General features: G+C 54.4%; 17 protein-coding genes. 4 read left to right on the top strand and 13 right to left on the bottom strand.

Features of this window, described 5'->3' with window-relative positions; genetic code table 11:
- Positions 1-57: 57 nt before the first annotated feature.
- A complete protein-coding gene (locus G5332_RS09900; protein ID WP_216952274.1) occupies positions 58-705 on the top strand; it encodes an AAA family ATPase in 648 nt (215 codons plus the stop codon).
- Between the two features lies 1 nt (position 706).
- Positions 707-1075: a CopG family transcriptional regulator gene (locus G5332_RS09895; RefSeq protein ID WP_216952276.1), complete on the top strand. Its 369-nt coding sequence runs from the start codon at positions 707-709 to the stop codon at positions 1073-1075.
- A gap of 735 nt (positions 1076-1810) precedes the next feature.
- Here the strand turns inward: G5332_RS09895 and hemN are convergent.
- From hemN to G5332_RS09875, 4 genes are all read right to left on the bottom strand, one after another.
- The gene (hemN, locus tag G5332_RS09890) at positions 1811-3184 is read right to left on the bottom strand and encodes an oxygen-independent coproporphyrinogen III oxidase (RefSeq protein ID WP_421172632.1); all 1374 of its coding nucleotides are present in this window, start codon (positions 3182-3184) and stop codon (positions 1811-1813) included.
- A 31-nt stretch (positions 3185-3215) separates the two neighbouring features.
- Positions 3216-3656: a DUF2489 domain-containing protein gene (locus G5332_RS09885; RefSeq protein ID WP_216954465.1), complete on the bottom strand. Its 441-nt coding sequence runs from the start codon at positions 3654-3656 to the stop codon at positions 3216-3218.
- Positions 3657-3667: 11 nt separating this feature from the next.
- Positions 3668-4255: a Der GTPase-activating protein YihI gene (gene yihI / locus G5332_RS09880; RefSeq protein WP_421206328.1), complete on the bottom strand. Its 588-nt coding sequence runs from the start codon at positions 4253-4255 to the stop codon at positions 3668-3670.
- 836 nt (positions 4256-5091) lie between these two features.
- Entirely contained in the window at positions 5092-5709 is a 618-nt protein-coding gene (locus G5332_RS09875) for a c-type cytochrome (protein WP_005339710.1), read from the bottom strand.
- Positions 5710-5851: 142 nt separating this feature from the next.
- Here G5332_RS09875 and yihA point away from each other — a divergent pair, with 142 nt between their 5' ends.
- Positions 5852-6508: a ribosome biogenesis GTP-binding protein YihA/YsxC gene (gene yihA / locus G5332_RS09870; protein WP_216952281.1), complete on the top strand. Its 657-nt coding sequence runs from the start codon at positions 5852-5854 to the stop codon at positions 6506-6508.
- A gap of 776 nt (positions 6509-7284) precedes the next feature.
- On the opposite strand, the gene G5332_RS09865 is transcribed toward yihA, so the two are convergent.
- From G5332_RS09865 to G5332_RS09825, 9 genes are all read right to left on the bottom strand, one after another.
- Positions 7285-7545, bottom strand: a complete 261-nt coding sequence (locus G5332_RS09865; RefSeq protein WP_005357522.1) for a DUF1488 domain-containing protein — start codon at positions 7543-7545, stop codon at positions 7285-7287.
- A complete protein-coding gene (aroE, locus tag G5332_RS09860) occupies positions 7542-8363 on the bottom strand; it encodes a shikimate dehydrogenase (RefSeq protein WP_216952282.1) in 822 nt (273 codons plus the stop codon). Before aroE ends, G5332_RS09865 begins: the two co-directional genes overlap by 4 nt.
- Before the next feature lie 103 nt (positions 8364-8466).
- The gene (hemF, locus tag G5332_RS09855) at positions 8467-9375 is read right to left on the bottom strand and encodes an oxygen-dependent coproporphyrinogen oxidase (RefSeq protein ID WP_043823181.1); all 909 of its coding nucleotides are present in this window, start codon (positions 9373-9375) and stop codon (positions 8467-8469) included.
- Positions 9376-9487: 112 nt separating this feature from the next.
- The gene (locus G5332_RS09850) at positions 9488-10048 is read right to left on the bottom strand and encodes an L-threonylcarbamoyladenylate synthase (protein ID WP_227341766.1); all 561 of its coding nucleotides are present in this window, start codon (positions 10046-10048) and stop codon (positions 9488-9490) included.
- A gap of 135 nt (positions 10049-10183) precedes the next feature.
- Positions 10184-10687 (bottom strand): 5-(carboxyamino)imidazole ribonucleotide mutase, encoded by a 504-nt coding sequence (gene purE, locus G5332_RS09845; protein ID WP_005341951.1) that lies wholly within the window; start codon positions 10685-10687, stop codon positions 10184-10186.
- 74 nt (positions 10688-10761) lie between these two features.
- Positions 10762-11319: a type I DNA topoisomerase gene (locus G5332_RS09840; protein WP_042054851.1), complete on the bottom strand. Its 558-nt coding sequence runs from the start codon at positions 11317-11319 to the stop codon at positions 10762-10764.
- A 55-nt stretch (positions 11320-11374) separates the two neighbouring features.
- Entirely contained in the window at positions 11375-11848 is a 474-nt protein-coding gene (locus G5332_RS09835) for a DUF494 family protein (RefSeq protein ID WP_227341765.1), read from the bottom strand.
- Positions 11841-12956 carry a DNA-processing protein DprA gene (gene dprA / locus G5332_RS09830; RefSeq protein WP_227341764.1) on the bottom strand — a complete coding sequence of 372 codons (1116 nt, stop codon included), beginning with the start codon at positions 12954-12956 and terminating at the stop codon, positions 11841-11843. Before dprA ends, G5332_RS09835 begins: the two co-directional genes overlap by 8 nt.
- 1 nt (position 12957) lies before the next feature.
- A complete protein-coding gene (locus G5332_RS09825) occupies positions 12958-14052 on the bottom strand; it encodes a LysM peptidoglycan-binding domain-containing protein (protein ID WP_227341763.1) in 1095 nt (364 codons plus the stop codon).
- Positions 14053-14160: 108 nt separating this feature from the next.
- Between G5332_RS09825 and def the strand changes: the two genes are divergently transcribed.
- Positions 14161-14673, top strand: coding sequence for a peptide deformylase (def, locus tag G5332_RS09820; protein WP_216952294.1), 513 nt, complete (start codon positions 14161-14163; stop codon positions 14671-14673).
- Positions 14674-14677: the final 4 nt, after the last annotated feature.

Below are 14677 nucleotides of genomic sequence, written 5' to 3'. Positions count from 1 at the left end.
TGAGCCAACCCCCTCCTATACTGAAATCAGCGGTTTTCTCATGGATAGGGGAACGTCATGATCTTGTTGGTCGGTGGGGAGAAGGGTGGCAGTGGCAAGAGCTGCCTGGCGCAAAATCTGGCGGTCTACCTCAGATCCCAATTTCAGGGAGAGGTGTTACTGGTCGACTGCGACCCGCAACGCACTACCTCGGACTGGATTCAGGAACGCAACGACAACCCGGATCTGCCACAAATCAACTGCGTTCAGCTCTATGGCAATATTCGCAACGATCTGCTTAGCCTGAAAAATCGCTATGACTACGTCATCGTCGATTGCGGCGGGCAAGACAACCGGGCACTGCGCTCCACCATGGCTGTCGCCACCCACGCCCTGATCCCCTTGCGCCCGAAACGCCGCGACCTCAAGACCCTGCCCCATATGGAAGATCTGATCACCACCTGCAAGATGGTCAATCCGACACTCAATGCAGCCGTTGTGTTGACCCAATGTCCATCTTTGCCCAATCAGGTAAAGCGGATTCTCGAGGCCAAAGAGGTATGTGCCTCGTTCGGAGTCGATGTACTGAATTCCATCACCTATGGCCGCAACGTCTACGACGATAGTGAGGAAAAGGGATTATCGGTGATGGAGATAGAACCGGATGGCAAATCTGCCGAAGAGATCCGGGCCATCGCCAAAGAGTTCCTGAAAGTGGGGGTATGAGATGGGCTTGGCGGATCTGAAGAAAAAGCATCAGCTGCATCACCAGAAGAAGTTCACTGTCGATGAATTTATCGAAGATGCTGAGTTCTACGCCAAGGGTAAACCCAAGGTTGTCAGCCTTGAGTTGAGTCTGCATAGGGATGAAGCCTTGTCGGCACTGGCCTTTATCGAGAGTGGTGAGCATCTGAAGCCCAGTTTTAAAAAAGCGACCTTCTCCATGAGTACAGTGGCCATCGATGAGCTGGGTAATCTGACCCAACAAGACGGCATGAACAAGTCCCTGCTACTGCGCCTCTTTACCCACTACTTCTCTTCGCTCACCCCTGAAGAGCGCCAAACCATCTATGAGCGCCTCAACCAGCACCTATAAATACCCCATTCACTGCTCTTTTCCTGCCGTCACACCCACATTGGGTGATCACCATCAGAGCACAGAATCTGTTTCCAAAGCAACCAAAATCCCGTGTAAGAGATCTGCCATTCCACATGTAAGTAAACAGCCTAAAAGATCCTCGAGATAATCGGAAGATAGGATCTTAAAACGTGAAGGCGATTAACTTAAGTATCTGTTTATAAATGAATAAATCGAAACACACCACTTTCGAAACAGCTAATAGAAAAAACGTTTTCCATTCTGACGTTGTAGCCGGTTAGAAAATCCTTATAGTTACTCATGCACGGACGCAATGAAGTCGGTCAGGAAGACTGGCTGCCAGGGTTGGGCAAATGGACTCACCACAGGATGTGGTAAAGGACACCTCCCGGGACGGAGAAAGTGCGACGGGACAGGATGACTCGTCAGGCCAAGATGGCTAAAGGACACCCCAAAGGATTGGGAAGGGGAAACCTAAAGGAAGAGGTAAACAGTCAGGGATTGCAGGGAGCAACTTCGTTCAAGGATCTGAGCGATACGACTACCGGGGGCGACGCAAGTCGCCCCCATCTTTTTATCTGCATTTCACCGTCCCCTTGCTTGGCTCTCAATTGCTTGCCTCAGCGCAGAGACTTCTTACCAGAACCTTTCCGACCCGCTGCTTAAGCAAAAATACATATGAAAAGGGCGCCACGATGGCGCCCTTTTCTGTTTTCTAATCGGCAAACAAGCTTATATCACGCGAGAGAACTGTTGCTGGCGCGCCTTGTTGCGCAAGTACACGTCGAAACACATGCAGATATTGCGGATCAGCAGCTGCCCCGTGGAGGAGACCTCCAGACCATCCTCCGTCATACGCACCAATCCATCGTTGATGAAGGTCTGCAGCAGCTTGAGATCGTCGGCAAAATACTCTCTGAAATTGAGACCGTGCGCCTGCTCGACAGACGCAAAGTTCAGACGGAAATCACAGATAAGCCGCTTGATCACCTCACGGCGGATCAGGTCATCCTGATTGAGCGAGCAGCCTTTCCACTGGGCATGACCCAGCTCTGCAACCTGTGCGTAATAAGCCTTGAGCTCTTTCTGGTTCTGGGAATAGGCATCACCGATCATGCTGATGGAGGAGACCCCCAGCCCCAGCAGATCACAATCTCCCTGGGTGGTATAGCCCTGGAAGTTGCGGTGCAGCTTGCCCTCGCGCTGCGCCACTGCCAACTCGTCATCGGGTTTGGCAAAATGGTCCATACCGATGAACTGGTAACCCTGACCGGTCAGGAAGGCGATGGTGTCCTGCAGCATGGCCAGTTTCTCCTGCGGCGCAGGCATATCCACCTCTTTCAACTTGCGCTGGGCGGCAAAGCGGCTCGGCAGATGGGCATAGTTGAAGATGGAGAGGCGCGCCGGATCCGTCTTGAGCACCTCTTCCAGCGTATGGTGGAAGCTGGCACGATCCTGATGCGGCAGGCCATAGATAAGGTCGAGGTTGGTCGAGCGGAAGCCAAGTTCACGGGCCCGTTCCAGCATCGCTTTAATAAAGTCGTTGTCCTGCTCGCGGTTGACTGCGACCTGCACATCCTTGTTGAAGTCCTGCACCCCGAGGCTGATGCGGTTGAAGCCGACATCTCGCAGCACATCCAGCATGGTAATAGCAATCTCGCGCGGATCGACCTCGATGCTGAACTCCCCCTCTTCGGCGAAATGGAAGTGCTCACGCAGCATGGCCATCAGACGGCGCGTTTGCGCTTCATCCAGATAGGTGGGTGTACCGCCACCCCAGTGCAGCTGGGTGACCAGACGATGCTTGAAGAACGGGGCTTGCGCCTTGATCTCCTGCTCCAGGTAGTCGAGGTACTCGTCAGCCTTGTGCTGATGACGGGTAATGACCTTGTTGCAGCCGCAGTAGTAGCAGAGCTTGTGACAGAAAGGGATATGCACGTAGAGCGACAGATTGCGCTCGGGATACTGGCCAGCAGCGTGGACAAAATCCGGATAGCCGAAGCTCTCGTTGAACTCCAGCGCAGTGGGATAAGAGGTGTATCGCGGGCCACTGTAGTTATATTTTTCGATCAGGGCCTGATCCCACACAATCTGTTCTGCTTGCACGCTCGCTTCCTCTCTTGTTGTTATTGTTGGCTCACCGACCTAACTGAAAATCCTTCAGCTGGGCCACATCCTTGAGGATCTGAGCCTCCAGCTCGGCCTCGTAGCCGCTGCGTTCGAGATCCATCTTCATCACTTCATTGCGCTTGAGGGCACGTCTGGCCTCATGAGTCGGCATATCTTTCACCTTCTCATACAGCCCGTACAGACCCGGGAACTCGGCAACAAACGCCCGTCCCCCCTTGATCTGCAACGCATCCAGCAGATTGGTCAGCCGAATGGCGCCTTCGGAGTAATCACACTGCCCCTCCCGCACCGCATGGGCAATGACCCGCACGCTCTCCAGAATTCGTTCATTGCGAGCGGTAATCGCCTGCCACTGCATCGCTTGCTGTCGTCTCAGCCTGGCCAGCAGCATGCCTGCATAGATGGCCAACCCTGACAAAATCAGGCCGCCCAACAGGGCGGCCAGCATCCATCCACTCATCACTTTTTCTTCGGCTCAGGCTTGGGTTCCGGCTTGAAATCGACCTGGTTGAAACGGTCCCACAACTCCTCTTCGGAGGCTGGTTTCTGCTCGTCGAACTCGGCGTCATCGCCATCATCAAACGGCAGATCATCATCTTCATCATCGTCGTTGTCGATGATGCCCAGCTCATCCATCAGCTCCTGATAACGGTCGACGCGCTGATCAACCCAGGCCTGCTCGGCCGCTTCCAGGGTTTCACCGGCATCCAGACGATCCAGCAGATCATTCAAGCGGTCATCGTTTTCGATGGACGCCAGCTCCTGCTCGGGCGTCATCACCAGCTTCTTCTCTTTCACCGCCTTGGGGGCTGTCGGCTTCTTCTGTTTGTCATCCACCACCAGTACCACCGGCTTGCGGGAACCGATACGCGGATCTTTGGACTGGCTGTTGCCAGACTTGCTCTTCGGCTGTTCAACTTGCTGACGAGAACCAGCCTTCAGGCCTTTGCGCTTGGCAGCCCGTTTACGCTCACGGCCTTCTTGAGCACTGACATCAGATTCTTTGCGCTTGCCAGTAGGCTTGCGAGTGGGTTGTTTGGCAGACATGAATGGCTAACTCCGAAAATAACTGGTTTGACCCGTACCCGGGATGATTTCACCCGGTGGGATACGATGCGAGGAACAGTAAGGCTGGAACAAGAGCAGGATCCCGCACCAATCAGGCCCAATCAGGCCACTGAACACCGCAGGATCGGTATCCTCTGGGCATGTTGCTGGTATTTTGACACAGAATGGCTAATCGGGTTAATGACCCAAAAGAAAAAAGGCAGCCGAAGCTGCCTTGATATGTTCATGCGTGCGCCATCCTGAATGGCAAAACAGTCTGTTTCGTCCTCTCCATGACAACTTGTCGCCGCATCATATCGTTGTGTGGTCATCCTGACCTTATATTGGTCGTTCCTGAATGTGCGTGTGCCTGTTTGACCCGTCTCGACCGCATCCTGCCATCGTGCCGGGGAGTCTGCATCCCGTAACCCCATCCCGCTCCGGAGATGGTCACCATCCTGATCCTTCAATCCTTTGCCAGCTCATCCGAGCCCATGGCATCCCGCCACGCCAGCCATCCTCTGCTCACAACACCCTGTCGTGAAACCGTCACCCAATCCGTGGGTGAATCCATTAAGCCTACTGTACCAACTCTATAAAGCGGCTCAATCCACTCAAAACATTCTCAACATGTCGAAAAATGTCAATATTTATATAATTCACTGATAAATAATGATTATTTAATATTTTATGCAATTTTATGAGCCTTGGCCTGCCTTGAGAATGGGAGATCTCTTACAGAACGGGGGGATTAAACCGAGAATTATCTGAAAGCCATAAAAACAACAGGGAGCCCAGGCTCCCCGTTTCAACTCAAATCGACCGTATCGACTATATCAGTGCAGACCCGCCACATATTTGGAGAGGGCTTCGATATCCTGATCAGTCAGTTTCTTGGCAACATCCCGCATCATGCCATTCGGATCGTTGTCACGCGTCCCGGCACGGAATGCGGTGAGCTGAGCCTTGATATAGGCAGGATGCTGGCCGGACAGGTTGGGATACTTCGCCTGTTCGACACCCGAGCCACGAGGACCATGGCAAGCCGTACAAGCTGCCAGACCGCGACTCATGTCACCACCCATATAGAGAGCCTTGCCCGCTTCGACCACGTCGTCAGGGACAGCGATAGGGGTAACCTTCAGGCTGGAGAAATAAGCCGCCAGGTCATCCATGTCCTGTTCCGACAAAGGTAACGCCATCGGCCCCATCACTGGCGCAACCCGGCCAATTTGACCAGAAGCGGCAGCCTTCAGTTCAACTAACTGCTTTTTGATATATGATGCGTGCTGACCAGCAATTTTGGGGTACATATCAACCAGGCTGTTTCCGTCCGGTCCATGACAAGCCGCACAAACGGCAGCCTTGGTCTGTCCCGCAGCGGCATCGCCCTTGGCTTGTGCCATCCCCGTTACGCCAACCATCAGAGCAAGAGTAATGACTAGGTTCTTCATGGCGTTCCAACTTTTCGTTATTAGGCTTCCAGATCCCATGCCGCTGAAGGCATGTTAAAATAAACGCGTTTAAGCGACGCTATTTTACACCATTTTACAAAAAAGTAACTCTATAACCCTCTATCTCCATGGGGAATTTACGTTGGAAACACAAACTCTGAATTTCAATAAGGTGCATTTTGTGACCAGCGCACCCGACATCCGTCACCTGCCAAATGATGGGGGTGTCGAGATCGCGTTTGCCGGCCGTTCCAACGCCGGTAAGTCATCTGCATTGAACACCTTAACCAAACACAAGAACTTGGCGCGCACCAGTAAGACACCCGGTCGTACCCAGCTGATCAACCTGTTTGAGCTGGAACCGGGCAAGCGTCTAGTCGACTTGCCGGGTTATGGTTATGCGCAAGTTCCGCTGGAAATGAAGCTCAAGTGGCAAAAGTCACTGGCAGAGTATCTGCAGCGCCGTGAGTCATTGAAAGGTCTGGTGATCCTGATGGACATCCGCCATCCGCTCAAAGATACCGACATGAACATGCTGGAGTGGAGCTCGCACCGTCAGCTGCCCGTCATGCTACTGCTGACCAAGGCTGACAAACTGAGCCCCGGCCCGCGCAACAACCAGGTGATCAAGGTGCGCCAGGCCGTTGCCAACCTCGGTTCCCAGATCCAGGTCGAAGCGTTCTCCTCCCTCACCAATATCGGTGTGGAGAAGCTGGCGCAAACCCTGACCGAATGGTACGTCAGTGGTGACGATACCGACCTGCTGAACGCTGACGAACAGCAACCTGCCGAGGAGTAATCTACTCCTCGCTCTCCTTGCAATTGGCGGAGCACTCCTCCGCTGATTGAAAGGGTTTCAGATTGTCGCTTTCACCTGCCTCACGACAAACACCCCGTATTCGCCTCCCCGGCTATATCCATTACCGCTTACAGTTCATATAGATAGGCAGTTAATTCACTTAAATAATTAACTTAAGTAGGCGTTGATAGCGTTTTCAAATTCGTTCTTTCAAAACGAACAATAATTACAAAAAGAGACAAAAATGAAATTTAATTACAAAACCTAACCGAAAGGGATAAAAATGAGGCCGGACGACAGTGATGCCATCCAGCCTGAAATAATAAGTTCAAAAAATTGGGAAGAAGCTGAATCTTGAGTACCAGACGACAGGTATTCCTCAAGAAGCAGCCTCATTCTATCAAATGTATCGCCAATTTAAAGCATTTACTCTAAATGATGCGCATAAAAAAACACCCCGACGAGAACCTCATCGGGGCAGCTATTCAGCCACATTCAATTACGTGAAATAAAAGGTCTGAAAGATAGAACATCTTACCTCTGTACCCTACGCAGACAACTGTACAGCAAAGCAGCAGAAAGTGAAAGTAATTTATGTAATTTAGTTTCACAACTTACAGATTAAGAAAAAATCTTTTATTTTCATATAGATAAAAAAATCCCCAGTACGAATACCGGGGAGTTATAAAGGTGACTAGCTAGCACTTCCTCAACTATCTAGTTAGTCAGCGCCATTTCAAAGTAGTTCCGCTACAAAACAAAAAAACTTTAAAAAATCAGAGGTAGATAGCGCCATCCTCAGCAAACTCTTGTTCTTCAATGAGTTTTTCAGCCATGTCTTCAATATCAAAACGTACACTTTCGAAGGCTCTGACGATGTCATCCTCTCTCGTCAGCGCCAGACCTGTCATTCTCTCCAGTCGCCGATGGCTGATGTAACAATCTATCAGCGCCCCCATCTGCTGGGCAGGAAAACGCACCCGCTGTTCGTCAGCCTGCCACTCCATCAGGTCGGGAAACAGAATACCCTGGTTCATATCACCCCCAAGTTACGCTTCAACTCTCTCAATACCTGTTTAGTCCCGGGACGAATTCCGCGCCACACGGTAAACGCTTCGGCGGCCTGTTCCACCAGCATGCCGAGTCCATCCATGGTTTGACGAGCCCCATGCTGTTTGGCCCAACTGATAAAAGCCGTATCCGAGGCGCCATACATCATGTCGTAGATGGCAATATCAGTGTGGATCAGGGCTGGGGCCAACGGCGGCAGCTCTCCTTGCAGGCTGGCGGAGGTAGAGTTGATGACGAGATCGAATGGCCCTGCCAACTGCTCATAGGTCTGAGCAGTCACAGGCCCCAGATCGTGGAATTCGGCAGCCAACTGTTGCGCTTTTGTGTGGGTACGGTTGGCGATCACCAGCTCGCTCGGCAACTCAGCCAGCAGCGGCGCCAATGCACCGCGAGCAGCGCCACCGGCACCCAGCAGCAGGATCCGGCTATCCGCCAGCGTCACACCATGGGACTTGAGATCGGCGACCAATCCGGCGCCATCGGTATTATCCCCCAGCAACACGCCATCATTGGTCAGCTTGATGGTATTGACCGCGCCCGCCCGCTTGGCCCTTGGGCTCAACCGATCAACCAGCGCGAATGCCTGCTCCTTGAACGGCACTGTGACGTTGCAGCCCTTGCCCCCTTGGTCAAAGAAGGTGCACAGGGCTTGGGCAAACTCGTCGACGGCGGGTTCAGCCAGCCCATACTCCAGCTCTTGCTGGGTTTGTCTGGCAAACAGGGTGTGAATGAAGGGGGACTTGCTGTGGCGCACCGGGTGGCCAAAAACCAGATAACGATCCATCAAAGAGTTCCATCAGAGGGCAATATTCCGATTTAACGGGTTTTCACTCTCGGGAACAAGCCGAATAACGGCCAGTAAAAAGGGACCATCATGGTCCCTCGGGTCACAGCCATTCTCGCGGCGTGAGGTAATCGGTGTAGAGCAAGGCTTCAGGAGTGCCCGCCTCCGGCTGCCAGTCATACTCCCAACGTGCCAGCGGTGGCATCGACATCAGGATCGACTCGGTACGTCCGCCGGTCTGCAACCCGAACAGGGTGCCTCGGTCATACACCAGATTGAACTCCACATAACGGCCGCGACGATAGAGCTGGAACTCCCGCTCCCGCTCGCCATAGGGCAGCGCCTTGCGTCGTTCAATGATCGGCAGGTAAGCATCGAGATATCCCCGACCTACCGCCTGCATAAAGGCAAAGCAGTCGGCAAAGGGCCAGCGATTCAGATCGTCGAAGAAGAGGCCGCCCACCCCTCGCGTCTCGTTGCGGTGTTTGAGGAAGAAGTAGCGATCGCACCAGGATTTGAACTCGGGGTAGATCTCATCACCAAATGGCTGGCAGAGATCACGGGAGACCTGATGCCAATGCTGCACATCCTCGGCAAACGGGTAGAAAGGCGTCAAATCGAAGCCACCGCCAAACCACCAAATGGGCTCTTCACCCTCTTTCTCGGCAATGAAGAAACGGACGTTGGCGTGGCTGGTCGGCACATAGGGGTTGTGCGGATGGATCACCAGCGACACGCCCATAGCCTCGAACTTGCGACCGGCCAACTCTGGCCGATGGGCTGTAGCAGAGGCAGGCATGGCATCGCCATAGACATGGGAGAAGTTGACGCCCCCCTGCTCGATCACCGCGCCGTGGCGCAGCACACGGGTGCGACCACCGCCACCGCCTTCACGGCTCCAGGCATCTTCCACAAAGTGTCCGGCACCGTCGGCCATTTCCAGACCACGGCAGATCTCGTCCTGCAACTGCAACAGGAAGGCCTTGACCTGGGCCACATCCGGTTTGCTCATCTTGTCTCCAGTCAGGCAGGATCGTGAACGCCCTGTCCATTTTTATAGTTAAATCAATCCGATGAGCTCACCGCTCAGCGGATTGATAGCAAATCATGACGTATCCGCCTGTTCAGGAGGGGCGAATAATGGCGCCGGTTCGGGCGTCCTTGATCTCGGATGGGTTAGCTTGACCACCCACTTCCCCGGGCAGGATATAGGCTAACTTGCTTGCCAGCCGCTCACCAATATCGGCCACGCGGCGAGCCGGCTCCTCACCGGTCAGGTTGGCGCTGGTAGAGACCAGCGGCTTGCCAAAGGCACGGCACAACGCCTGTACCTGAGGATGAGCCGTCACGCGTACCGCGAGGGTCTCGAACTGCCCGGTCAGCCAGGCTGGCGTCGTCGCACGGGCAGGCATGATCCAGGTAAAAGGACCGGGCCAGCTGGCTTCAACCAGAGCCAGTTGCTCACCGCTAAGCTGACTCAGATCGATGTAATCCTGCAATTGCGCCACGTCGGCAGCAATCAGGATCAACCCTTTCTCTACCGGACGCTGTTTGATGGCCAGCAGTCGCTGCACCGCCACTTCGGAGTCGGGATCACAACCCAGACCAAACACAGCCTCGGTCGCATAGGCAATCACCCCTTCCTGCTGGAGGGCGGCAACCGCCTGTTCAAATTCATTTGGCATAGGAAAAATGCGGCAGCCAGGCTGCCGCCTCGTCACTTAGTAGCAAGTTGAATCCATACGGCGGCGACCACAACAAAGTGACGTTTTGCTGTAGCACAGGAAAAATACGACACATCCGGATCGCCACCCGTTCACTTACTTGAGTTGAGCCTGCAGGGCGGCATCCTTGGCCATCACCTCTTCGGCATTCTTCTGGCGTTCGGCCCGAACCTTGGCTGCCAGTTCATCATCGGCTACTGCCAGCATCTGGGCTGCCAGATAACCTGCGTTCTTGGCACCGGCTTTGCCGATCGCCACAGTCGCCACCGGTACACCACCCGGCATCTGCACGGTGGAGAGCAGCGCATCCAGCCCCTTGAGCGGGCCACCATCGATGGGCACCCCGATCACAGGACGAGTCGTGATGCCGGCTACGGCACCCGCTAGGTGCGCAGCCAGACCGGCAGCACAGATAAAGACCTTGCAGCCACGGGCCTCGGCATCGGTCACATACTGATGGGTCGCAGCCGGCGTGCGGTGCGCGGAGGTGACTTTGACTTCCACTGCGATATCAAATGACTTGAGCACCTCGAGGGTGCTCTGCATCACGGGGAAATCAGAATCAGAGCCCATCAATACGGCAACAAAGGGTTTATTCATGGTGGGAATTTCCTTACTCCAAGTGGGAGGTTGAAGTTCACCGAAAACGTTTCAATCCGGTTGCGGCGGCGGGATTATACCTGCTCACTTTGGTGGCCGCATTTCTTTTGCGGACAGACCCAACGCAGCGTTCCCCTCACTTTTTTCTCGACCATGATGCCCCAACCACACGCGGGACAAGGCATGGGGATCGGCTTGTCGTTCACCACATATTTGCAATGGGGATAGCCATCACAGGAGTAAAATTGCTTGCCATAGCGGGAGGTCCGGCTCACCAGATGACCCTTGCCGCACTCGGGGCAGAGGATCTGGGTATCATCGCTCTCCTGCAGGGATTCGATGTGCTGACAGGCCGGATACTGAGTGCAGCCGACAAACAGACCGTAACGCCCCTTCTTGATCGCCAGCGGCTGTCCGCAATCGGGACAGGCAGAGCCTTCGAGCACCTTTTCGATGTCGCGGCCGGATGGCGTCAGGGAGCGAATGTAATCACAGGCAGGATAGGCAGAACAGCCGAGAAAGGGGCCATGTTTGCCCTGGCGGATCACCAGCTCGGCCCCGCACTGCGGGCACGGCTCGCGCTCGAAGGCATGTTCGTGGGCTGAAAAGAGGTGATGATCGATTTTTGACATGGGCCGCGCCTTGAAATCCAGATGGCCTGAATTCTACCAGCGCGGCACCGGACTGTCAGTGAATGACGCCGTCTGACTCATCAAACACCAGCTCTTCCATCTGCTGGTAGGCATTTTCACTGCCCGGTACGTTGAACAGCACCATCATGACGACCCACTTCAGGTCATCCAGCTCGATATCCGGTTTGTCCAACTCGAGCAGACGCTCGATACAGATCTCGCGGGTTTCGGCATTCAGTACCTGGGCCTGTTCCAGAAATAGCAGGAAGCCGCGGCACTCGGTGCTGAGGCGTGCCAGCTCTTGCGGGGCATAGATACGCATCGAGCCTTGCGCGCTGGCGGCCACATAGACCTCCCGCTCGCTATCATGCAGATTGGCCAGTCGCTCCAACCAGTCGAGCGCCTTGTCGATCTCTTCCTTGTCAAAACCGGCTCGGCTCAACTCGTCGGTGAGTTCATTCTGCTCGACCATCACATCTGCATCGCTGTGGATGTAGGTCTCGAAAAGGTACATCAATACATCAAACATGATTCGCCCTCCTCGCTCTGACGTATCCACCGGCTACCGCCATCACTGCACCGACCAACTCCAGCTCTACCAACCTGCCCAATACCACTTCGACAGGAAGCTGGGTCCGCTCGGCAACGGTATCCACGCTCGTGGTCTCGTAATCTACGTTATCCAACAAATCAGCATAAGGCAATTCGCTATTATGCTGTTGCTCAGATGGTATGGCCGACGGATCTGGCCGTGCGAACCACTCTGGCAACTCTTCCACTATATCGGCCGCACTCAGCACAAGTTTGGCCCCCTGCTGAATTAATCTGTTGCACCCTATCGCCTGGGCGTTTTGCGGGGCGCCGGGTACCGCAAACACTTCGCGCCCCTGCTCCAGTGCATAGCGAGCGGTGATCAGCGAACCACTCTGCTCGGTCGCCTCCACCACCAGAGTTCCCAACGACAGACCACTGATAATACGGTTGCGACGAGGAAAATGTTCAGCCAGCGGCCCTTTATCCGGCGCCAGCTCGGAGATAAGCAAACCACCTTTCTCCAGAATCTGACCTGCCAGTCCCTGATGGCGTTTGGGGTAGAGGCAATCCAGCCCGGAGCCCAACACGGCAAGGGTGATACCACCACAAGCCAGCGCCTGCTGATGGCAAACACCATCGATACCGAGCGCAAGGCCCGAGGTGATGGCGAACCCGCATCTAACCAGTTCGCTACAGAGACGGGACGCGTTATCTTTGCCTGCATAGGTGGGATGACGTGTCCCCACCATCGCCAGCTGGGGTAGCGACAGCGCTTCAAGATCGCCACGGCAGTAGAGCAACAGGGGGGCCGCGGGAATTTCACGCAACAAGGGCGGATAAACAGGGTGATCTTGCGGAATAAGGAGATTGCCAGGTAACGCGGCCCAAGCCAGACTCTGCTCAACAACCGGCGAGGGCCAGCGCAGTTGTTTGATCTGCTCTGACGACAGCCCCATACCGTGCAGCTGTGTTTCATCGCTCTGAAACAGGGCATCAATCGAACCGCCGATCTGCTCCAGCAGCCGAACTGCGGTTACAGGGCCGATTCCGGTAACCGCATTGAGGGTTAACCAGAGCGCCAAGCGCTCATCGGGGTAATTCACGTCAGAAGTGAGTGACCTGATAACCCGAGCTCACCATGTCCTTGCTCTGCATGATGAGGCCATAACTCAGCTTGTCATACACCTTGAACAACATGACGCGGGCAATCGCTTCAGAGGGCAGTGGTGCCTTCTGGTTGCCACTACTGTAGAACACCTTGTCGTAGACAGAGGAGAACTCCTTGTATTTCACTGCACCATTCTTGGTGACCAGCGCAGCCCCCGGACGCCGAACATCGAGCACATCGCCCGCGGAGAGTTGATCCCGAGCGCCTTTGTTAATCAAGACCACATCAAACTTGCCCCCTCCCCTGGCTTTGCTCGGCAAGTCGATGATGTAGCCAGGGGCAATCGCCGGGGCAGCCTTGGGCATGAAAACCGCAGGCATGTTCTCCTGAGGGGGCAGCTCCATAATCTTGTCACCCTGCAATACTTCACGCTGGTTGTGGGTGAGAGTAACTTCGGTCCGATCACCATCCAGCAGCGCTACCGCACGCACCACGCCTGCAAAGATGGCCTCCTGACCCAAAAGCTCACCTGTCTCGCGATCCTTGTAGACCACCCCGGGATGATAGATGCCATACATCTTGCCCGGTATCAGAGCTCCCTGCACATAGAGGGTGTCCCCCTCAAGCATTCCAAGGTGCTTTTCGTCTGAACCCAGCAAATAGGGCAGCATTTTCTGCTGCTGACTGTCGGCCAAAATATGGTCCGTCTGCAAAAAGGGACCTATCTCGCTGAAGGGCAGAGTAGGGATAGGATTTGCCTTGCTCTCATAACGGGTTTTCGGGCCGAGACGGATGACCTGTTTGTCCCCCTGCATCGCTTTGCCCAGCCGGGGCTCACCATTGACCCAGCTCAGGTGCAGCACGTCCCCTGGGTAGATCCAGTGCGGATTGGCAATCTGTGGATTGATGTTCCAGAGCCGGGGCCACAGCCATGGCTCAGAGAGATATTTGCCGGAGATATCCCACAGGGTATCGCCTTTTTGCACTACATAGCTTTCGGGATAACCCGCTTTCAACCTCAGCTGATCGGCCAGAGCAGCTTGGCTCATGGTCACCAGCAGGCAGGTGAGGATGGTTTGCTTCAGATACATAACACTCCCTGTTACCTCTGCGCGCAAAGTGTTGCTGTTTTTTGTCGGCGTAAATGACTAGAATTACGCCAATATTGACTGCATTTATACGAAACTAAAGAAAAAACTATGGCCATTCTAGATGTATTGCGTTTTCCCGATGAGCGTCTGCGTACTATCGCAGCCCCTGTCGAGACCTTTACACCCGAGTTACAACAAATTGTAGATGATATGTTCGAAACCATGTATGCGGAGGAAGGCATTGGCCTAGCCGCAACGCAGGTGGATATTCATCAACGCATCATAGTGATCGATGTCTCTGAAAACCGTGAAGATCCTCTGGTATTGATCAATCCGGAAGTGATCTCCCAGTGTGGCAGCACCGGCATTGAAGAGGGTTGTCTCTCCGTGCCTGGCAGCCGCGCTCTGGTGCCTCGCGCTGAGCAGATCAAGATCCGCGCCCTGGATCGCCACGGCAAACCGTTCGAGCTGGAAGCGGACGACCTGCTCGCCATCTGTATCCAGCACGAGATGGACCACCTGATGGGCAAGTTGTTCGTGGATTACCTGTCCCCGCTCAAGCGCCAGCGCATTCGCCAGAAGCTGGAAAAGATGGCCCGTGAAGATCGCAAAGTCCTCTGAGGAT

It is taken from the genome of Aeromonas sp. 603757, assembly GCF_049171255.1.
GTDB classification, from domain to species: domain Bacteria; phylum Pseudomonadota; class Gammaproteobacteria; order Enterobacterales; family Aeromonadaceae; genus Aeromonas; species Aeromonas veronii_A.
Note: the sequence above shows the minus strand (reverse complement) of the source record. Positions and strands in the feature narration are given on the sequence as shown.